This window comes from Planococcus beijingensis (assembly GCF_016820615.1).
Classification (GTDB): domain Bacteria; phylum Bacillota; class Bacilli; order Bacillales_A; family Planococcaceae; genus Planococcus; species Planococcus notacanthi.
Window position 1 is genome coordinate 386883 of sequence record NZ_JADHDZ010000001.1, and the last position, 20278, is coordinate 407160.

General features: G+C 34.7%; 17 protein-coding genes and 2 pseudogenes. 17 read left to right on the forward strand and 2 right to left on the reverse strand.

What is annotated here, in order from left to right:
- The first annotated feature begins 4 nt into the window (after window positions 1-4).
- From IRE19_RS01830 to IRE19_RS01895, 15 genes and pseudogenes are all read left to right on the forward strand, one after another.
- Window positions 5-1030, forward strand: a complete 1026-nt coding sequence (locus tag IRE19_RS01830) for a polysaccharide biosynthesis protein (protein ID WP_203339112.1) — start codon at window positions 5-7, stop codon at window positions 1028-1030.
- Entirely contained in the window at window positions 1027-2139 is a 1113-nt protein-coding gene (locus IRE19_RS01835) for a polysaccharide biosynthesis C-terminal domain-containing protein (RefSeq protein ID WP_203339113.1), read from the forward strand. The genes IRE19_RS01830 and IRE19_RS01835 overlap by 4 nt, the downstream gene beginning before the upstream one ends.
- A 2-nt stretch (window positions 2140-2141) precedes the next feature.
- Window positions 2142-3266 (forward strand): non-hydrolyzing UDP-N-acetylglucosamine 2-epimerase, encoded by a 1125-nt coding sequence (gene wecB / locus IRE19_RS01840; RefSeq protein ID WP_203339114.1) that lies wholly within the window; start codon window positions 2142-2144, stop codon window positions 3264-3266.
- 1 nt (window position 3267) lies between these two features.
- Entirely contained in the window at window positions 3268-4386 is a 1119-nt protein-coding gene (locus tag IRE19_RS01845) for a glycosyltransferase family 4 protein (protein WP_203339115.1), read from the forward strand.
- A 65-nt stretch (window positions 4387-4451) separates the two neighbouring features.
- A pseudogene (locus IRE19_RS18550) lies at window positions 4452-4733 on the forward strand (acyltransferase); the annotation flags it as partial.
- A gap of 30 nt (window positions 4734-4763) precedes the next feature.
- Window positions 4764-4898, forward strand: a pseudogene (locus tag IRE19_RS18555) (DapH/DapD/GlmU-related protein); the annotation flags it as partial.
- Between the two features lie 35 nt (window positions 4899-4933).
- The gene (locus tag IRE19_RS01855; protein ID WP_203339116.1) at window positions 4934-6124 is read left to right on the forward strand and encodes a glycosyltransferase; all 1191 of its coding nucleotides are present in this window, start codon (window positions 4934-4936) and stop codon (window positions 6122-6124) included.
- Window positions 6125-6156: 32 nt separating this feature from the next.
- A complete protein-coding gene (locus tag IRE19_RS01860; RefSeq protein WP_203339117.1) occupies window positions 6157-7326 on the forward strand; it encodes a glycosyltransferase in 1170 nt (389 codons plus the stop codon).
- The gene (locus IRE19_RS01865) at window positions 7302-8624 is read left to right on the forward strand and encodes a hypothetical protein (RefSeq protein ID WP_203339118.1); all 1323 of its coding nucleotides are present in this window, start codon (window positions 7302-7304) and stop codon (window positions 8622-8624) included. Before IRE19_RS01860 ends, IRE19_RS01865 begins: the two co-directional genes overlap by 25 nt.
- Complete coding sequence (locus tag IRE19_RS01870) at window positions 8621-9838, forward strand: lipopolysaccharide biosynthesis protein (protein WP_203339119.1); 1218 nt, start codon at window positions 8621-8623, stop codon at window positions 9836-9838. Before IRE19_RS01865 ends, IRE19_RS01870 begins: the two co-directional genes overlap by 4 nt.
- Window positions 9839-9851: 13 nt before the next feature.
- Entirely contained in the window at window positions 9852-10775 is a 924-nt protein-coding gene (locus IRE19_RS01875; RefSeq protein ID WP_203339120.1) for a glycosyltransferase family 2 protein, read from the forward strand.
- 74 nt (window positions 10776-10849) lie between these two features.
- Window positions 10850-12226 (forward strand): UDP-glucose dehydrogenase family protein, encoded by a 1377-nt coding sequence (locus IRE19_RS01880; protein ID WP_203339121.1) that lies wholly within the window; start codon window positions 10850-10852, stop codon window positions 12224-12226.
- On the forward strand, window positions 12201-13232 hold the full coding sequence (locus IRE19_RS01885; protein ID WP_203339122.1) for an SDR family NAD(P)-dependent oxidoreductase: 1032 nt from the start codon (window positions 12201-12203) through the stop codon (window positions 13230-13232). The genes IRE19_RS01880 and IRE19_RS01885 overlap by 26 nt, the downstream gene beginning before the upstream one ends.
- A 77-nt stretch (window positions 13233-13309) precedes the next feature.
- On the forward strand, window positions 13310-14194 hold the full coding sequence (gene galU / locus IRE19_RS01890; RefSeq protein ID WP_203339123.1) for a UTP--glucose-1-phosphate uridylyltransferase GalU: 885 nt from the start codon (window positions 13310-13312) through the stop codon (window positions 14192-14194).
- Window positions 14195-14494: 300 nt separating this feature from the next.
- On the forward strand, window positions 14495-14959 hold the full coding sequence (locus tag IRE19_RS01895) for a hypothetical protein (protein ID WP_203339124.1): 465 nt from the start codon (window positions 14495-14497) through the stop codon (window positions 14957-14959).
- Window positions 14960-15641: 682 nt separating this feature from the next.
- On the opposite strand, the gene IRE19_RS01900 is transcribed toward IRE19_RS01895, so the two are convergent.
- Window positions 15642-16046, reverse strand: coding sequence for a type II toxin-antitoxin system death-on-curing family toxin (locus IRE19_RS01900; protein WP_203339125.1), 405 nt, complete (start codon window positions 16044-16046; stop codon window positions 15642-15644).
- Window positions 16043-16297 carry an AbrB/MazE/SpoVT family DNA-binding domain-containing protein gene (locus IRE19_RS01905; protein WP_203339126.1) on the reverse strand — a complete coding sequence of 85 codons (255 nt, stop codon included), beginning with the start codon at window positions 16295-16297 and terminating at the stop codon, window positions 16043-16045. The genes IRE19_RS01900 and IRE19_RS01905 overlap by 4 nt, the downstream gene beginning before the upstream one ends.
- Window positions 16298-17048: 751 nt before the next feature.
- Between IRE19_RS01905 and IRE19_RS01910 the strand changes: the two genes are divergently transcribed.
- Both IRE19_RS01910 and IRE19_RS01915 read left to right on the forward strand, forming a co-directional pair.
- The gene (locus IRE19_RS01910) at window positions 17049-18335 is read left to right on the forward strand and encodes an RNA-binding domain-containing protein (RefSeq protein WP_203339127.1); all 1287 of its coding nucleotides are present in this window, start codon (window positions 17049-17051) and stop codon (window positions 18333-18335) included.
- Window positions 18336-18588: 253 nt separating this feature from the next.
- The gene (locus IRE19_RS01915) at window positions 18589-20007 is read left to right on the forward strand and encodes an amino acid carrier protein (RefSeq protein WP_203339128.1); all 1419 of its coding nucleotides are present in this window, start codon (window positions 18589-18591) and stop codon (window positions 20005-20007) included.
- Window positions 20008-20278: the final 271 nt, after the last annotated feature.

Genomic DNA, 20278 nt, shown 5'->3' on the forward strand with positions numbered 1-20278 from the left:
TAGTATGTTTAAAAATAAAACATTATTAATTACAGGTGGCACGGGATCTTTTGGAAATGCTGTATTGAACAGATTTTTAGATACTGATATTAAAGAAATTCGTATCTTCTCTAGAGATGAAAAGAAACAAGAAGATATTCGTAAGCGTCTTAACAATCCTAAAGTAAAATATTATATTGGTGATGTAAGAGATGTTAACAGCCTAAATACAGTAATGAATAATGTGGATTATGTCTTCCATGCTGCAGCTCTTAAGCAAGTTCCTTCATGTGAATTTTTTCCCATGGAAGCTGTAAAAACCAATGTTTTAGGAACCGAAAACGTTTTGAATGCAGCAATTCAAAACAATGTGAAAAAAGTAATCTGTCTTTCAACAGACAAAGCTGTATATCCAATCAATGCAATGGGTATTTCAAAGGCTATGATGGAAAAAGTAACTGTAGCAAAATCTCGTACTGTAGATGTTAATGACACTAATATTACAGGTACTCGCTATGGAAATGTGATGGCTTCACGTGGATCAGTTATTCCACTATTTATCGACCAAATTAAAGCTGGAAAACCTTTGACAATTACTGACCCTGCAATGACACGTTATTTAATGTCATTAGAAGATGCGGTGGAATTAGTTTTATTCGCATTTAAAAACTCTGACCAAGGTGATATTTTCGTGCAGAAAGCTCCTGCTTCTACAATTGGAGAACTTGCTCAAGCACTTAAAGAACTGTTCAAAGTTGATAATCCAATTGAAGTAATAGGTACTCGTCATGGTGAAAAATTGTATGAAACTCTCCTGACAAGAGAAGAAATGGCAGTCGCTACAGATATGGGTGGCTATTACCGTATTCCAGCTGACAACCGTGACTTGAACTACAACAAGTTCTTTACTGAGGGCGAAGAAGAAATTACAGAGGGCTGGGAATACAACTCCCATAATACGCACCGTTTAAGCATGCAGGAAATTAAAGACCTATTACTTACACTAGACGTTGTTCAAGAAGAACTGGCAAAAATGGGTGTTACGCAATGACTAAAATTTTAGTGACAGGTGCCAATGGATTTGTCGGTAAAAACTTAGTAGCTGAATTAAGAAATCAGGGCCATGAAGAGTTGTATCTATTTAATAGAGAAAACTCTTCTGAGGATCTTGAAAAGTTCACGAAAGACTGTGATTTTGTCTTTCATTTAGCAGGCGTTAACCGGCCCCTAAATGACAGTGAATTCATGGAGGGAAACCATGGGTTAACGTCTCAATTGCTTCAGCTTCTGGAGAAGAATGAAAATAAAGCGCCAGTATTAATTACTTCTTCTATCCAGGCTGAAAAAGATAATTCTTATGGTAGAAGCAAGAAAGCTGGAGAAGATGAATTGTTTGCTTATGCTAAGCAAACAGGTGCAAACGTGTTTGTCTATAGATTGCCGAACTTGTTTGGTAAATGGAGCAAGCCTAATTATAATACCGTAGTTGCCACATATTGTTATAACGTAGCTAGAAATTTAGATATCCAGGTTAACAATCCTGCAGCTCTATTGGAACTGGCCTACATTGATGATGTACTTGAAGAATTTATGCGTGCTTTAGAAGGAAATCCAACTATCCAAGAAAATCTATGTGTTGTACCGGTTACTCATAAGATTGAGTTGGGAGAACTAGCAGATCAGATTAAAAGCTTTAAAGAAAGTAGAAAGTCTTTAGCTGTACCAACAATGAACGATGAGATGACGAAAAAGTTATATAGTACATATCTTAGCTTCTTACCAGAAGACAACTTTTCTTACGATTTAAAGATGAATGTCGACAATCGTGGATCCTTCACAGAATTCTTGCGCACGCCAGACCGCGGTCAAGTCTCGGTTAATATTTCTAAACCTGGAATTACAAAAGGAAATCATTGGCACCACACAAAAAATGAGAAGTTCCTCGTGGTAAGCGGTAGCGGTCTAATCAGATTTAGAAATATCGATTCAGAAGAGATTATCGAATACTACGTGAATGGCGATATATTGCAGGTGGTTGATATTCCAACAGGTTATACACATTCAATCGTGAACGTAGGAGAAACAGATTTAGTTACAGTAATGTGGGTGAACGAAAGCTTTGATCCAGAGAAGCCGGACACTCATTATTTGGAGGTATGAGGATGAAAAAATTAAAAGTAATGACTGTAGTAGGAACAAGACCTGAAATCATCAGACTTTCTGCAGTTATTAATAAATTAGAAGAATCAAATGCGATAGAACATATACTTGTACATACAGGACAGAACTATGACTATGAATTAAATGAAGTATTCTTCGAAGATTTCAATTTGAGAAAACCAGATTATTTCTTAAACGCAGCAAATGGTACAGCAGTCGAAACAATTGGTAATATCCTAGTTAAAATCGATCCGATTTTAGAAGAGGTTAAACCAGAAGCTCTACTTGTTCTTGGAGATACAAACAGTTGCCTGTGTGCGATTGCAGCTAAAAGAAGACAAATTCCAATCTTCCATATGGAAGCAGGAAATCGCTGCTTTGACCAACGTGTTCCAGAAGAAACAAATCGAAAGATTGTCGATCATACTGCAGATATCAATCTTACCTATAGTGATATTGCTAGAGAATATCTCTTAAGAGAAGGACTTCCTGCAGATCGTATTATTAAAACTGGTAGCCCGATGTTTGAAGTTCTTAATTCAAGAAAAGACGATATTGAGAAATCAAATATAGTCGAGAAATTAAATCTTGAGGAAGAAAAATATTTTGTGGTATCGGCACATCGTGAAGAAAACATTAGTTCTGAAAAGAACTTCATGGACCTTTGTGAAAGTTTAAATGCGATTGCAGATAAATACGGCATGCCAGTAATTATGAGTACTCATCCCAGAACTCAAAAAATGATAGATATTAAAGGTATCAAATTTAATTCATTGATTAAAACAATGAAGCCTTTAGGATTTAATGATTATGTGAAACTTCAGGTGAAAGCAAAAGCAGTTCTAAGTGACAGCGGTACTATAAGTGAAGAGTCTTCCATTCTAGAATTTAGAGCACTTAATATTAGACAAGCTCATGAAAGACCTGAAGCTATGGAAGAGACTTCAGTTATGATGGTAGGGGTAGAAAAACAAAGAATTTTACAAGGGTTAGAAATTTTAGATGCTCAACTATATGGCACTTTAAAGAAAGTCAGTGATTACAGTATGGAAAATGTATCAGAAAAAGTATTGAGAATAATACTTTCTTATACTGACTATATTAATAGAACAGTGTGGAGGAAGTAACATGAAGGTATTAATGGCAGCACCATATGATGCTAAAGGAAGGTTTAAAGGAGGCATTATGTATGTCGCAAATTCAATTTATCTGGAGTTAGAAAAACAAAAAAATAAAGAAATTGAAATAGTTAAGTTTGAAACTTGTAGAATTGAGCGCAGTAACAGTTCGACTTCTAAAATAAACACTGAGAATATTAAGAATTTTCAGCGTTTAAGAAAAGATTTAATTACAGAAATTAATAATAGTAAAGCTGAAGTTTTATATTATCATAGTTCAATTCGGTTAGCTTTATTTAAAGATATATTAGCTTTAAGAAGAGCGAAAGTTAAAACAAATATTAAAACAATTTTACATATTCATTTTGCAGAATACGAAAAAATTATGTTTTCTAATGAAACATTAAATAAAATTATAATTGATATGCTGAATAAATATGTAGATAAAGTAGTGTTTTTATCCAAAACAACCGCAAAAGAATTTGTAGAAAAAGGATTAGTGAAAAAGAAAGTAAAAGTTATATATAATTTTCATAACTTAAATTATTCAACAGAACAAATTAATCAAAAAGTTATAGAAACTAAAGAGAAAGAAAAGTTAGATTTAATTTTTATGGGATCTATAGACGAACGCAAAGGAATATTTGATATATTAAAATCAATAGAAAAAATAAACGGCAGTATAAACTTACACGTTTGTGGGTCTTTCAATGACAAAAATGCTGAAAAACAATTTAATATTTTCAAAGAAAAATATACAGATAAAGTAAAATTTTATGGATATATTAATGAGACGAAGAAAAAGGAATTGCTATATAAATCAGATGTACTCATTCTCCCATCTTATAGCGAAGGGTTACCGATTGTCATAATGGAAGCATTTGGAGCAGCTTGTTCTATAATTACGACGAACGTAGGTGCTATACCAGAAATTTTTGATGAAAAATGTGGCTATATAGTTGAACCAGGGAACATAAAAAAAATACAAAGTACAATTAAAGAATTAGTAGACAATAGAAAAAAATGTTCTGAACAAATGTTAAACAACTATAAATATGGTAAAAAATATACTATTGATATTTTTTCGGAGAACTTAATAAATGTATGTATCGAGGTGAAATCATGCTGAAATTAAAACATTTTAAATATACTTTTTATATAATGTATAATTTTATTAGATTACCTTTAGAAGCCATGGTTACTTCAGGAAAAATTAAATACGGTAAAGTTCAGTTGATAAGGCCGAAAGTAAAAATAATAGTAGAAGGAAAAGAATCAAAGCTAAGAATCGAAAAAGCAAATATTCTCTCAGAAACCCTCCTCCATGTTGAAGGAGGGAATATAGAAATTGGGAAAAATGTATTTATAAACAGAAATTGTAATATTGTATCTCATAAGTATATAAAAATTGAGGATAATTGTACAATTGGACCCAATGTATGTATATATGATCATGATCACTCAACTAAATTAGGGGATGAACAGTATATTCTTTCTTCTATTAATATTGGAAGAAATGTCTGGATTGGAGCAAACGTGACAATACTAAAAGGAGTTTCGATTGGTGATGATGCCGTTATTGGAGCAGGTAGTGTTGTAACAAAAGATATCCAAGCTAAAACAATTAATGTAGGAAATCCTGCTAGAAAGCTTAAACAGATTGAAAGGTAGGAAAAATGATGAAGAAAAATGTAGGCTTGCTTATACCATCTATCAACGAAGGTGGCGCTGAAAGAGTCGTTTCCCGATTATCTCATATTCTATCGGAAAAATATAATATATTTGTAATTGTTTTTGAGGATACATATATGAAGTATGATTTAAAGGGAACGCTACTTAATCTAGGGGTTAAAGCCGAACCTGGCATAAATGTAAAAAAAGCAACTTTGCCTTTCAGACGAGCCTATAAATTAAAAAAAATTAAACGAGAATTTAAATTAGATGTGGTTATTAGTTTTATGGATAGTCCGAATTTAGTGAATGTTTTCTCGGATATTAAAGACTGTAAAACGATAATTTCAATTAGAAATTATGACTATAATACGACGTCAAAAATTATGAGAAAAATGATGAAAAGTGTATATTCTAAGGCAGATTATATAATTCCAGTGTCAAAAGTTATTGAAAAAGATTTGATTGAAAATTATGAGATAACTTCTAAAAAAATCAAAACAATTTACAACCCCTACAATATCTTAGAAATCGAAAAATTAAAAGTAGAGGAAATTAAAGAGGAATATTCTTCATTTTTTGAAGATGGGTTCTTTTATGTAAGCGTAGGAAGAAATATGTATCAAAAAGGATATTGGCATCTAATAAAATCATTTAAAGTTGTTCAAGAGAAAATCCCCGAAGCTAAATTGGTTATTGTTGGAAGAGATGAAATGGATGGAAAAGCCGCAAAACTTGTTAAAGAATTAGATATTGAAAAAAATGTACTCTTTACAGGTTCACAGGAAAACCCATTTAGTTTTATTAATAAAAGTGACGTATATGTTTTATCCTCATTATTCGAAGGGTTTCCCAATGGAATGGCAGAGGCCATGGTATGTGGGTGTCCAATAATAGCAGTTGACTGCAATTCTGGTCCAAGGGAAATATTGAATACTAATATCGATTTTTCTACAAAATCTAGTTTAACAGAGTTGACAGATTATGGAGTATTAGTGCCCCCTTTTGATATGAAGGAAAACTGGGATTCAGAAGTTTTAGAAGAAAGCGAAGTGAACTTAGCTAAAGCCATGATTCTGTTAAAAGAAAATAAAGATTTAAGAGAGTATTACAAAGAGAAATCTTTAGAAAGAGCAAAAGATTTTGATTATGAAACTTGTAAAAATAAGTTCAGTGAAGTTATTGAGCAAAATTAGCATGGTAGAACACATTTTAATGGAGGTAAAAGATGAAAAAAGCAGTTCTTATTACCGCCAGATCCGGATTTCCAAATGGTTACGGAGCAGCGAGTATTTTGCGTAAATACGGCAAAGGTTTTATGAAGTTAGGATATGATTCAGTGATTTTATTACTAAGGCCATCTGAATACAAAGAAGATAAGAAATCACTTAATACTATAAGTGACGGAAACTTTGAAGGTATTGAGTATGAATACATGTCTAAAACAAGCTTTACCAGTAGTAATGTAATAATGAGACATATACTTTATCTCATTTCTTTATGTAGAACTATTAAATACATTTTTTTAAACAAAAATGAAATTGATAGAGTGTTTTTTTATTCGCCGGATTTTCTAATTTCTACATTTCTTATTCAAATAACATGTAAATATTTAAAAATCGATATAGTTGGTATAAAAACAGAGTCAAGTTTTTCAGACACGCAAAGAACCAAATTCTTTCTGTGGAAAGCAAAAGAGAAAATTATATATAAACATTTCTCTTCAATGATTGTCATTACTAATTACTTGGAAGAGCAGGTTCGTTCTTTTGGATATCCTAAAAATATAGAAGTTCTCCCAATTGTAGTGGAGGAAGATATGTATAAAAATTTAATTCATTTAAGAGACAAAAAATCTTTAATATATATGGGGACACTTAACTATAAAAAAGAATTGACTAATTTAATAGAAGCTATTGGTATTGTTAAGAAAAAGTATTCTAATGCAATATTGTATGTTATTGGAGATTTTGTAGAAAAAAAATTAGAAGCCGATATTAAAAACTTGGTATCTAAATTAGATTTAAAAGATAATATTGTATGGCTGGGTAAAGTTCATGCTTCAGAAATTCCAAATAAACTTAGTCAAGGAGGGATTATGCTACTCCCACGTATTGCTGAGGAGTATTCTAAGGCTGGGTTCCCAATCAAATTAGGAGAGTATTTATTGTCAGGATCTCCTACAGTTGTTACTAAAACAGGTGATATTGTAGAGTATTTGACAGACAACCTTAATGCTTTCTTAGTTGAACCAAATAAACCAATTTTATTTGGGGAGAAAATAATAGAAGTGATTGATAATTACGAAGAAGCATTGCAAGTGGGATTAAAAGGACAAAAGTTAGCAATCGAAAAATTTGGTGTAGAAAATATATGCAAAGTGATGTTGGAATGTTAGGTATGAAAAGAAATAAAGTCTTAATAAAAGTAATTAATTTATATTTGATAATGACGATTATATATTATTTCTTTGGAAGATATGATTGGACTATTCCTTCCAATCTAAAGCTATTTATATATTTAGTGTTGCTATTATTAGCGCTAAATATTGGTTATAATTTTAAATACCGATTTGCTATCTCTCACAGAAATAACCATCTTTATAATAGTGTTGGTTTTATGAAAAAAGAAAGAAAAGTTTTTTTGATAAGTTGCTTCTCAATTATCGTATTCCAAATTGCTTGGGTAATTACAGTCTTAGGAAGCTTTGATATAAGTAATATCTTTTCTTCATTAGGAGAAAATTATTATGAGCGTTTATCGTTTACGACCGAAGAATCAGTTTTCATAATGCAATTAAGAACTATTCTTTGGGGTCTTACACTTTTTGCTTATCCAATTGGTTTTATTTATTTTAACAAGCTAACAAAAGTAGAAAAAATAATTTTTTTAACTACTATTACTATTGATATTCTCGCTTCTTTAAATATGGGTGTAAGCAAACCTATAGGAGATATAGTAATTATTTTAATTTTATCTTTATTAGTTAAAAAGGGAGAAAATAAAAAAACAAATAATTTATTTAGTAATATTAAATTATTTAGGAACATTGCTGTGTTAGTAATATCATTTATTATAATATTTGGGGTAATTCAGCAAATAAGAGATGATTCTACTGATACACAAGCTTCTACATTTGAGAATCCTTACAGCAAATTTGCAGATCTTAGAGCAAATACAATATTTGATATTATGTTTTTAAAAAACGATACAATTTTAAAGGTCGTAGATCGGATGGGGGCCTATATTTCTCATGGTTATACTGGGTTAGCTTTTGCCTTAGAACTTCCTTTTGAAAACACCTACGGTATTGGTTTTTCAAGAGCACTTATAGAATACACAGAGCAATACACGAGTATAAGTGTAAATGAAAATACATATATGGAGCGCATAGAAGTAGAATATGGGTGGCCTAATGGGGTTTATTGGCCTACTGCTTATACTTGGTTTGCATCTGCATTTTCTTTTTGGCTACTTCCTTTTATTATGTTTTTTTTAGGATATATAATAAAACGTGTTGAGCTAAGGTATAGAGAATATGGCGATATATATAGTTTAGCCTTACTATCTCAACTTTTCATTTTAGCAATTTATCTTCCTGGAAATGCACAGATTTTTCAATCAAGAGCAGCTCTTTTTGGTACACTCCTTTTAATATTCTTGTATATATATACAGGAAGGAAGTATGAAAAATGAGCGGGGTTAAAGGGAAAGTTAGTTTTCAGTATATTATAGTATTAGGTGGTAGCGTAATAGCTTTAGGATGTGGGTTTATAGTTAGTATTTCAGCCACTCACATTATGGATCCATTAGAATTTGGTTTTTATAAAGCTTTTATTGTAGCATTACAAATGTTTGCTACACTCTCGCATTTGGGATTACATTATACATTTGGCAGACAATTTGCATTAGTTAGTACAAATTCAGAAAAGAAAAATTTAAACTCTGCTGGATTAATAATCTTTTTTATCATCTCACTATTGGTATTTATTGGTGTATATTCTATTGCAACCATAAATGATATTTTATTTAGTAATGAATTCCCAGAGTATATCCTTTTAGCTTCGATTTTTGTCTTTGTATTATTGTTTCAATACTTTTCACAGCAAAGATTACAAGGCGAAAACAAAATGATGAAATACACTCTTTTGACAGTGATTCCACAAGTTTTAATGGCTGTATTTTTTATTATAATGCTACTGTTAGAAAATAGCATAGAAGCCTATCTTACGATATTTGTATATATAATTTTTAATTCTATTACTTTGTTTTTTATGTTTGATTATGGCATGAAAATTCGAATTTTCGACAATATCAAAATTATCTTATCTGAAAATAAATCTTATGGATTACAATTATATATAGGTTCTTTATTAAGCGTAACGGCAGCACAATTACTTAGTTTATTAATAGCTGGAACTTCAGGATTAGAAAACTATGCTTTGTATTCTTTAGGACTTAGTTTTGCTGCTCCGATGACATTTGTCGCTTCAACTTTAGGTACTGTTCAATTTAAGAAAAACGTTGATGCTAGAATGATAGAAAAAAAAGAAATTTTCATTACACTATCTATAAGTTTACTGGCAAACCTATTTTATTTTATTTTATTAAATTACTTCGTTATCAATTTGATAGGATATGAATATGTAAAAGCAATTTCTTATACAAATATTTTATTGGTATATTATACCATGATGGGTCTAGGAGATTACTTTAATAAGTTTGTTAGTGCTAAAGGCAACGGAACTAGATTAAGGAATGCTGCCATAGTCTCAGGCCTAGTATTAATTACTTCTGCAGCAATATTAATTCCATTATTTAATATAGAGGGTTTAATTGGTGCTCAGATATTGGGAGCTTCAGTTTATTTAATAGGAATGATTATAGCCTATAAAAAGACTATAAATTGAGGAGTGTCATATATTGAGTAAGGTAAGTATTTTTACCCCCACCTATAATAGAATGCACGTTATTCATCGAGTTTATGAAAGTCTTATATCACAAACAATATTAGATTTTGAATGGATTGTTATAGATGATGGATCTGAAGACAATACAGAAAGTTTAATTAATGAATGGAAGAAAGATGCCCCTTTTCCAATTCATTATTATAAAAAAAATAATGGTGGTAAGATATCAGCAATTATATTCGGTTTAAAAAAAGCTAAATATGACTGGTTTTTAATAGCAGATAGTGATGATAGGTTTGAAAATAATACAATTGAAATATTTTTAACCAGTTATAATGAAATTTCTAAGGAAAAAAAGAATCTTATAAGTGGAGTATCCTGTTTGTGTAAAGACTCTATAACTAAAGAAATTGTTGGAAATAAATATCCTTCTTCTCCAATGATTTCTGATTCTATTGAAATTAGCTATAAGTACAATGTTTACGGAGAAAAATGGGGGATTTTAAAAACTAGTGTGATGAAAGAGTTCTTCTTTGAAAATTTTCCAAATGAAGTTAAATTTATAACTGAAGATTATTTTTGGTTTCAAATTGCTAAGAAATACAAAACTATTTTCATCAATGAACCGTTAAGAACATATTATCGTGGAACAAGCGATTCATTAAGTAGTCCTTTTACTACAGAAAGACATCCAAGAGGAATTTATTTATCGGAAGAAATGATTTTAAAAACCACACAACATTATCATCATTTAAAACCACTTGTAGTTTTCAAAAGTTTACTAAGGTTATCATATGCTGCGAGCAAAGCTAGAATTAGCTTAAGAAGTGCTTTGGAGAAAAAAGAAAACTCACTCAAATTGTTAATTTTTATCACTTGGCCTCTTGGCAAATTATTGAAAAGAGTTAGAGAACTACAATATAAAAGAAATAGTTGATATATCTATATATGATTAAGATGCCTTGATTTATGTCGTTTGCAATATGTCTATTATTAGGAGAAGATAAACCTATGCAAAAAATAGCAGTAGCCGGTACAGGATACGTTGGTTTAGTGGCAGGAGTTTGCTTTGCTGAAAGAGGACATCAGGTAGTATGTGTGGATATTGATGAGAGCAAAGTAAACTTGATGAAATTAGGAGTGTCACCAATATATGAAACAAGTTTAGAAGAATTAATGAAGAAGAACTACGAAGCAGGGAGACTTAAGTACACTACCGATTATAGTTCAGCTTATAAAGATGCAGATGCAATTTTTATAGGTGTAGGAACTCCTGAGAATGAAGATGGATCTGCGAACCTTTCATACATAGCAACTGTCGCTCGACAAATTGCTGAAAATATCGAAAAAGATTGTTTAGTTGTTGTAAAGTCTACAGTTCCAGTTGGCACAAATGATAAGGTAGAACAGTTTATTCATGATTTTTTGATTAACGATGTTAGAGTCGAAGTGGCTTCAAACCCTGAATTTTTAGCGCAGGGGTCTGCAGTACATGATACTTTGAATGCAAAACGTATCATTATTGGTACTGAAAGCGAATGGGCAGAAAATCTTTTGCAGAAAATTTATGAGCCATTTAAATTACCAATCGTGTCAGTAAATAGAAAGTCTGCAGAAATGATTAAATATGCTTCAAATGACTTCTTGGCATTGAAAATTTCTTATATGAACGATATAGCAAATCTTTGTGAGCTAGTTGGGGCAGATGTTCAGGATGTAGCTAAAGGAATGAGCTTTGACGATCGGATCGGCAGCAAATTCTTAAATGCAGGTATCGGTTATGGTGGATCTTGTTTCCCTAAAGATACGAAGGCTCTTGAATATTTGGCCACTCAAAATGGCTACGATTTGAAGACAGTCAAAGCTGCGATTGATGTAAACAAAGATCAAAAGACTTTGATGTATAAAAAAGCTAGTAAACGCCTAATTACATTTAATGGTCTTAAGGTTGCTATTTTAGGCCTTACTTTCAAGCCTGGAACAGATGACTTAAGAGAAGCTCCATCTTTGGAAAATGTTCCATTGTTGTTAAACCAGGGTGCTGATATCTATGCCTACGATCCAATTGGTTCAGAAAACTTTGCTAAAGTCTTTCCTGAGGGCAAGAATGGTAAAGGCAACATTAAATACGTATCAAGTGTTGAAGATGCTTTAGAAGATGCAAACGTATGCTTCATTTTTACTGAGTGGGGAGAAGTTAAAGCTGTTGATGCAAAAGTTTATAAAAAATTGATGAGAACTCCATTGGTCTACGATGGTCGTAATCTTCACAGTGTTGAAGAGATGGAACAAGCTGGAGTAGAATACTATTCAGTTGGTAGAGCTCCTGCAAACCAAGATGCACTTAAGGAGTTGAGAAAACTTGAGTTACAAGCCTCTAGACTCTAATAAAGTATATTTTATTACTGGTGCAGCTGGATTTATTGGTTATTACCTTTCAAAACGGTTATTGGAATTGGGTTGTCATGTAGTCGGTATCGATAACCTCAATGATTACTATGATGTAAATTTAAAGCATGATCGCTTAAGCGAGTTAGAATCAAATGAGAAGTTCATATTTATTAAAGGTGATATTTCTGATAAAGAACTAGTTACTAATCTCTTTGAAAAATATAAACCAAATATCGTTGTGAACTTGGCAGCACAAGCTGGCGTTCGGTATTCGATTGAAAATCCGGATGTTTATATTCAAAGCAATGTCATTGGGTTTTATAACATCTTGGAAGCATGCCGTCATTATCCAGTTGATCATTTGTTGTATGCTTCTTCAAGTTCTGTATACGGAGCCAACAAGAAAGTACCTTTCGAGGAAACTGACTTTGTGGATAATCCAGTTTCTTTGTATGCATCGACGAAGAAGTCCAATGAATTAATGGCTCATACGTACAGTCATCTTTACAAAATTCCCGCAACAGGACTTCGATTCTTTACAGTTTATGGACCAATGGGACGTCCCGATATGGCTTACTTTGGATTTACAGATAAATTGTTTGCAGATGAAGAAATCAAAATCTTTAATAACGGAGATTTTAAAAATGACTTATACCGTGACTTTACGTATGTAGACGATATTATAGAAGGTATTCAACGTTTACTTTCTAACCAGCCAAGTGAAACAGGCGAGGTTCCACATAAAGTCTTTAATATCGGTAACAGCAGTCCTGAAAAACTGATGGTATTTATTGAGACGCTTGAGAAATGCCTAAGTAAAAGTCTTGGTAGAACCATAGAATTTAAGAAGAAGTTCGAACCGATCAAACCAGGCGATGTTCCTGCGACCTATGCTTCTACAAAATTATTAGAAGAAGCAATTGGATTTAAACCGAAAACCTCTATTGAAGAAGGACTTCAGCAATTTACGGATTGGTACTGTGAGTATTATAAAAAGGCATAATTTTTTTCGATAAGCAGTTCAATTTTTTTACAAAAAAATAAGACTAATTAGTAAGGTCTAAAGTATAAGTGGGTGCAATGATGAGAGTGAAAAAAGCGATAATCCCTGCAGCTGGACTCGGAACGAGATTTCTTCCAGCTACAAAAGCAATGCCAAAAGAAATGTTGCCAATCGTCGATAAGCCGACGATTCAATACATTATTGAAGAAGCCATTGCTTCTGGTATAGAAGATATTATTATCGTAACTGGTAAAGGCAAACGTGCAATTGAAGATCATTTCGATCATGCGTTTGAATTGGAAGACACGTTAATGAGAAAAGGCAAGCAAGAAATGTTGGATTCTGTTTTAGAAACTTCTAAAGTAGAAATTCATTTCATTCGCCAGAAACAACCGCTTGGTTTGGGACACGCCATCTGGTCAGCACGTAAATTTATCGGTAACGAACCTTTTGCTGTATTATTGGGCGACGACATTGTTGAAAACGATGAGCCATGCTTGGCGCAATTAATGGACCAGCATGAAAAGACGGGCAAGAGTGTCATCGGTGTGCAACAAGTGGCAGAGGATGATACAGACCGCTATGGCATCATCGATCCAGTATCAGTTGATGGAAAATTGATTGAAGTGAACAAATTTGTCGAGAAGCCAGCAACTGGAACTGCGCCATCCAATTATGCAATTATGGGACGGTATATTTTGACACCAGAAATCTTTGAATACTTAGGAGAGCATGAATATGGTGCAGGTGGAGAAATTCAACTGACAGATGCCATCCAGAAGTTAAACGAAGTCCAGTCTGTTTATGCTTATGAATTCGATGGACAGCGTTTTGATGTGGGCGAGAAGTTTGGCTTTATTGAAACGACGATTGAATTTGCTTTGAAGCGTCCAGAGCTGAGAGATCAGTTGTTGGAGTTGTTTGAGAAGAAATTAATAGAAGAGAAAGTAGCGACTAAGTAAAAAAGAATCTTGTAAAAGAAATGCCATCTTGGAACTTTTTAGATTTCAAAGATGGCATTTCCAATATAAGAGTAAAATCGCAGTTGAATTTACTAATGTATAACATTAAAAGAGAAGATGAATATGAATATTCATCTTCTCTTTTACATATACTATTAATTATCTATACCCATACCGTGATTTATCTAAAATAAAAAGAGAGTTGCTTTTCTAAATACGTAAAACCCACAAAATCAATCTCTTAGAAAAGAGGTAGTGTCTCTGTTAATTTTACTTGAATTTTTAGATAGGATTTTTGAATTGATTAATAAACCTATATTTATTGGTTTTATCTTACCGTTAATTGGGACAATTTGTATACCATTTATAAAATTAAAGATAAGGCATGGTGAGATTAAAGATTTTAATTTAAAGGATTGGGATATTGGTATTGATTTTGCTATTGCATCAGTAGTTATATTAATAGTTGAGTCAATCAATATACAAAGAAGAGAGCTTCCATTAGACCCTACGCGAGAACAAATTCTTATGAATAAGTATATGATTGTATTAGGTCTTGCATTGGGATTATTAATTATTTTGTGTGCAGTTTGGATAGTTAAATGGATAATCGGAAAATATTTTACTACAAACGAAAACATGAAAGATGAAGAAATTAACAAGAGAAGATATAAGTATGGTTCTTATGTTGTTTCTACTATTTACGGATTTTTATGCAGTTTAGTGGTGCTTAATATTTTGACAGCTGCGGGGGGATATATGTGAAGGGTATTGTAACTGTAATATTAAAATCTGCTATACTTCTCTGTTTGTTTTGGATAGTTGTAAGTATTCTTCCATTTCTTATAGTATTTCCAGATTTCAAATTAATTATTTCTGCATCTACTATTATAATTACGACAATATTCTTGATGATAATAATAGGGAAATCACCCATATTAATAAGTGAAATTAAGCAACATATTGAGATGTTTTTTTTGAAAAACAAGTTATAACTACTTTTCCTATGGAATTAAAATCGCGCCCCTGTGTCAGAGACAATTCAATCTATGCACAACAATTGCATACCGAAAATGCCGCATCCATGAACCCCAACGGTTTCGAGATGCGGTTTTAACATGTTTATGGGGAAGTAAGCGTCCAATAGTTCACACCTGGTTTCTTAGAAAAGAAAATGCCTTTCCGATTTTTTGCCGGAAAGGCATTTTTGTTATTTTTTCTTTGAAGAAATCGCGCCCCTGTGTTGAAGAAGATTCAGTTTATTCACGGAATATGTAGACCCAAAAGTCCAAAGCCTGATGCAGCGGGGAGTTAAGGCTTTGGATTGGGAATAATTATCTAAATAATTAAATATTTATAATTGTGTTTGACACAGGGACCATTTGGGAACTGCTGTAATTTTGAGGAGTCGAAGGCGGCGCCAATCGGTTCCACTGGCAGCGATTCGTCAGCTCGAGCTCTTGGTGGTGTTCTGTTGCAAAATTTCACTCATTTCCTTCACTGTATACCGGTGGTTCACGACATCCACCACAAAATCCTCTTCAATTGCAGCTGCCGGAAAACGCAGAACGTATCCGTTGTAGCGGAAAAAGAGTGCTGTACACATCAGCGCCGTACGTTTATTGGCATTATGGAAAGCGTGGTTTTGAGCCAGTGACTCTAACAATGCGGCTGCCTTCTCATAGAGGCTTGGGTAAGCATCTTGACCAAACAAAGATTGCTGTGGTCTTTTTAAAGCTGAATCCAATAACGCGTGATCCTTTACACCGGTCTGCTCATCGGCAGAATGCTCGAGAATCACTTTCTGGTTAATCAGGATCGCCATCTCTGCTGTCAGGAAAAAAAGGGTCATCGGTCAACGAGTCCTTTTAATGCTTCATGATGAGCTTCCATTTCTTCTTCGAGCCTGTCGAAGAAATCTAACGGGACACCGTCCGGAAGCGGAATCATTTTCGGCACTTTTTTGATGACGATTTGATTATCAACCAATTCGACTTGTACCTCATCGCCCTTTTTGACATTCATTGCTTTCAGCACATCGTTTGGCAGCGTCAACCCCAGCGAGTTGCCGATTTTCGTAATGCGTCTTTCTGTCATGGCCATTGTTTCTTCCTCCTCAAAGTTTCATTAGAGTAAGTTATAACAAAAGGTATTTGTTATAACCATAATAACGCTTGCTTCTCATACAGGCAAGAATCTGAATTTCTAGTCAAACGCAAAACGCACCTTTATTGTGTAATGCACGATACAAGTAAAGAATTTTGTAACGAATTTGTACAGAGTTCTGCAGGGAGCATCCCTAAAATGGCTTTAAGGACAATTGCGCGGGTGCCTGGCACCTTACGAACTTCCGGTTTTACATTGAAGGGATCCCGAAGGTCATTAAGTTTTGGGAAAAGTGTGAAGCGAACGAGGATACACTTCTGCTGTCAATGGTCACGGTAGGAGAATTAAGGTCGCAAATGATTGAAGTCCATCAAAAGCACAAGTCTGCCTTGCGCACATTGATTAAATTTTTTCCAACGATTGAAGTTATGGATTCGGCAGATTGAAAGGCCCATGCCTATAGAAAAATGGCAAGATGCATCAGAAGCATGCATGAGCAGGAAAAAAAGCCTTTCCAACCGAAATTACCAGAATTGGCCGACGCAAAGGGAGGAGTCTTTTCCTTTCACCAGGTTCATTGGAAACATTATATCCATCAATTCCTGGTCAAAAAATACCGTCAATTTTTGGAAATTATTAAACAGAACTAACATCATACATAAAGGTATTGGGAGAAGAAAACCTCTTTAATTGATTAATCGATTATAATCGATTATAATCGATTAATCAATAGAAGAAGACTGGGGTGATGCATGTGTTTGAAGAAAGTCAAAAACTTGAACTGAAGCGTGAAATAACGGAGGGACTGAAAAAAGAAATTATAGCTTTTGCCAATACAGATGGAGGAGAAATACTAATCGGAATTGAAGATGACGGTACAGTGGTTGGCTTGACAAACGCCCAAAAAGATTTGGAAACCGTCAGCAATATATTAAGGGATAGCATAAAGCCGGATATATTGGTGCATAGCTCCGCTGAAATCCTGACCATTGATGGCAAGCAAGTAGTGAAAATTGAAATTACACGCGGGTCGAGAAGACCTTATCATCTTGCAAGTAAAGGGATGAAGCCTTCCAGTGTTTTTGTCCGGCATGGCACGTCAGCCAGTGCGGCATCAGATGAAGCGATTCGTCAAATGATTATAGAGTCAGATGGTACTCAATATGAGAACATGCGATGCATCAATCAATCCTTAACTTTTCATGAAACGACTCAATTGTTTGAAGCTGAAGGACTGGCCTTTAGCGCAATACAGCAAAGAACACTTGGAATCATTAATTCTGATAATTATTATACAAACCTGGGACAGCTCTTGGCGGATCAGTGCGAACACTCCATTAAAGCTGCTCGCTATAAAGGGATTACCAAGTTGGATTTTCAGGACCGCAAAGAATTTAGAGGTTCTGTTATGAAGCAAGTGGATGAAGCTTTTGAATATATGCAATTGCACAACGCCACATCCGCAAGTTTTAACGGGTTACATCGCAAAGATACGACAGAATATCCAGTTTTCGCTTTACGGGAAGCATTGGTAAATGCAGTGGTACACCGGGATTATGGTTTTAGCGGAAGTATATTGATTCATATCTTTGATGACCGGATTGAAATGGTATCTATTGGCGGTTTGGTACAAGGATTAACTTTGGTGGATATTGAATTGGGGATCTCACAAAGCAGAAATCCGAGACTGGCAAACTGCTTTTACCGTATGAAATGGATTGAAAGCTATGGAACTGGCTTACAACGGATCAAGGAAAGTTATCATGGTTCAGAGAAACAGCCTTATTGGAATATTGGTCCGAACTCTTTTGTGGTTGTGTTGCCAAAAAATGAATTAGTGGAAACCGTCAGCCAGGATTCTCCCGAGATCGTGCAATGGATTGAAGAAAAAGACACCTTCACCAGCAAGGAACTTGAAGATCATTTAGAGAAAAGTAAATCATACGTCAGAAGTTTGTTGGAATCTTTGATGGAAGAGCGGATTATCGAGCGCATTGGTAAAGGACGAGCTACCAAATACAGGAAGAGGATCTAAATCCATTTGCATAATTGAGCGGGTGCCTGGCACCCGCCCAATTTCCAGTTAATAAACAGAGTGAGACAGAAACCGTTACTTTTCACGAATTAATTATCTTGCTATTCTAAATGATTTACCCGATATGCGAGCCTGGAAGCAGTCCTATGTGAAAATTTCTCCTGTTTTACTAAAAAATTTCCTTAAATTCCGTTTGAAACTATTCAATCTAGGGAAATAATTGATATCTTGAGATAACATAGGAGGAACACAGGTGGATCGTTTTTTGCAGGGGGTTGCTGATTTTTCGGCTTGGTTATGGGGGATTCCGCTCATCACCATGCTATTGATATCAGGTCTTTATATGACAGTTAAACTTGGATTTTTTCAATTCCGTTATTTTGGCTATATTGTCGGACAGACGTTCGGCAGCGTATTTAAAAAACCGAAAGGGGAAGGGACCGTCACTCCGTTTCAGGCGCTGACGTCTGCTTTGTCTTCGACCATCGGAGCAGCGAACATTGTCGGTGTGCCAGCAGCGATTATGTTCGGTGGGCCGGGAGCGGTTTTTTGGATGTGGGTCATTGCGCTGATCGGCATGGCGCTCAAATTCGCTGAAAGCGTACTCGCGGTTGAGTACCGCGAGAAAAATAGCAGGGGAGAGTTTGTCGGCGGTCCCATGTACTACATGACGAAAGGCTTGAACATGAAGTGGCTGGGCATTTGGTTTTCATTTGCCTTGATGATTGAGTTGATCCCGAGCATCATGGTACAAGGGAATTCCATCGCGACTACAGTAGAAGCGACGTTCAACATTCCGTTGTTGTGGACGGGGATTGCTACCGCTTTACTTGTATCCGTTGTTGTTTTCGGTGGCATCAAGCGAATCGGTAAGGTCACAGAAATTTTCGTTCCATTTATGGCATTGATTTACGTCGGTGGCGCTGTCGTGATTTTGTTGATGAATGTCAGTGCCGTGCCCGAATTCTTTATGCTGATTTTCAGCAATGCCTTTTCGCCTGCTCCTGTTATGGGTGGTTTCGCCGGGGCAGCGATTGTGGAAGTGATCCGGTGGGGATTTGCCCGCGGCCTTTATTCAAACGAAGCCGGACTCGGTACAGCCCCGATTGCCCATGCAGCTGCCATGACAGACCATCCTGTTCGACAGGGATTCTGGGCAGTCATTGGAGTGGTTGTCGATACGCTGATTGTCTGCACGGCAACCGCTTTTGTCATTTTGTCTTCGGGTGTTTGGACGGAAGATGGGGCAATGGAAAATTCCTCTGCTTTGACGAGCCTGGCATTTGAATCTTATTTCGGCCAATTTGGTGCAGTTCTCGTGACCATTTCCTTGATTTTCTTTGTCCTCTCCACGATTTTGGTTGTTGTTTTCTACGGCGCCAAGCAGGCTGAGTTCCTGTTTGGCACGAAAGCGTCTTATGGCATGCAAGTGGTTTATATCCTTGCGGTTGTTCTCGGCGCGGTCGGTGCAGCAGAAGTGATCTGGGGCTTCCTCGATATTATGCTGGCGGCTATCCTCATTCCGAACGTCATCGCCATTTTGCTGTTAAGCAAAAAAGTAAAAGCATTGACTACCGAATTTTTCACGTCGGACAAGTATTACATAAAAGATCAAAAAGAGAAGAAACGAAACAAAGCGAAAAAAGCAGCGAAAGCGGGTTACGATTCTTAAACAGAAGCTCCGTGTTAAAAGCCTTGAATTCCCGGGAAGGGAAGTTCAAGGCTTTTTTTGCTGGATGGCACTTTGAAGAGAGGGAATGATTAAATTGTGTGCGTGCCTGGCACGTAAAACAATTTACCAAAAATAAATATGTATTTTTTAGGGAGAATCGTCTATTCTTATGAAAGAGTATTCAATAATATGGAAAGTTTATGTGTGGAAAGGTAATAAATCAGCATAAAACTTCGAAGTGTGGTTGAGGGCTAAATTGAAAGATAAAAGG

Coding starts and splice junctions, on each gene's coding strand:
- IRE19_RS01830 (WP_203339112.1), top strand. CDS start 5: ATGTTTAAAAATAAAACATTATTAATTACAGGTGGCACGGGATCTTTT.
- IRE19_RS01835 (WP_203339113.1), top strand. CDS start 1,027: ATGACTAAAATTTTAGTGACAGGTGCCAATGGATTTGTCGGTAAAAAC.
- wecB (WP_203339114.1), top strand. CDS start 2,142: ATGAAAAAATTAAAAGTAATGACTGTAGTAGGAACAAGACCTGAAATC.
- IRE19_RS01845 (WP_203339115.1), top strand. CDS start 3,268: ATGAAGGTATTAATGGCAGCACCATATGATGCTAAAGGAAGGTTTAAA.
- IRE19_RS01855 (WP_203339116.1), top strand. CDS start 4,934: ATGATGAAGAAAAATGTAGGCTTGCTTATACCATCTATCAACGAAGGT.
- IRE19_RS01860 (WP_203339117.1), top strand. CDS start 6,157: ATGAAAAAAGCAGTTCTTATTACCGCCAGATCCGGATTTCCAAATGGT.
- IRE19_RS01865 (WP_203339118.1), top strand. CDS start 7,302: ATGCAAAGTGATGTTGGAATGTTAGGTATGAAAAGAAATAAAGTCTTA.
- IRE19_RS01870 (WP_203339119.1), top strand. CDS start 8,621: ATGAGCGGGGTTAAAGGGAAAGTTAGTTTTCAGTATATTATAGTATTA.
- IRE19_RS01880 (WP_203339121.1), top strand. CDS start 10,850: ATGCAAAAAATAGCAGTAGCCGGTACAGGATACGTTGGTTTAGTGGCA.
- galU (WP_203339123.1), top strand. CDS start 13,310: ATGATGAGAGTGAAAAAAGCGATAATCCCTGCAGCTGGACTCGGAACG.
- IRE19_RS01900 (WP_203339125.1), bottom strand. CDS start 16,046: ATGACCCTTTTTTTCCTGACAGCAGAGATGGCGATCCTGATTAACCAG.
- IRE19_RS01905 (WP_203339126.1), bottom strand. CDS start 16,297: ATGGCCATGACAGAAAGACGCATTACGAAAATCGGCAACTCGCTGGGG.
- IRE19_RS01910 (WP_203339127.1), top strand. CDS start 17,049: ATGCATGTGTTTGAAGAAAGTCAAAAACTTGAACTGAAGCGTGAAATA.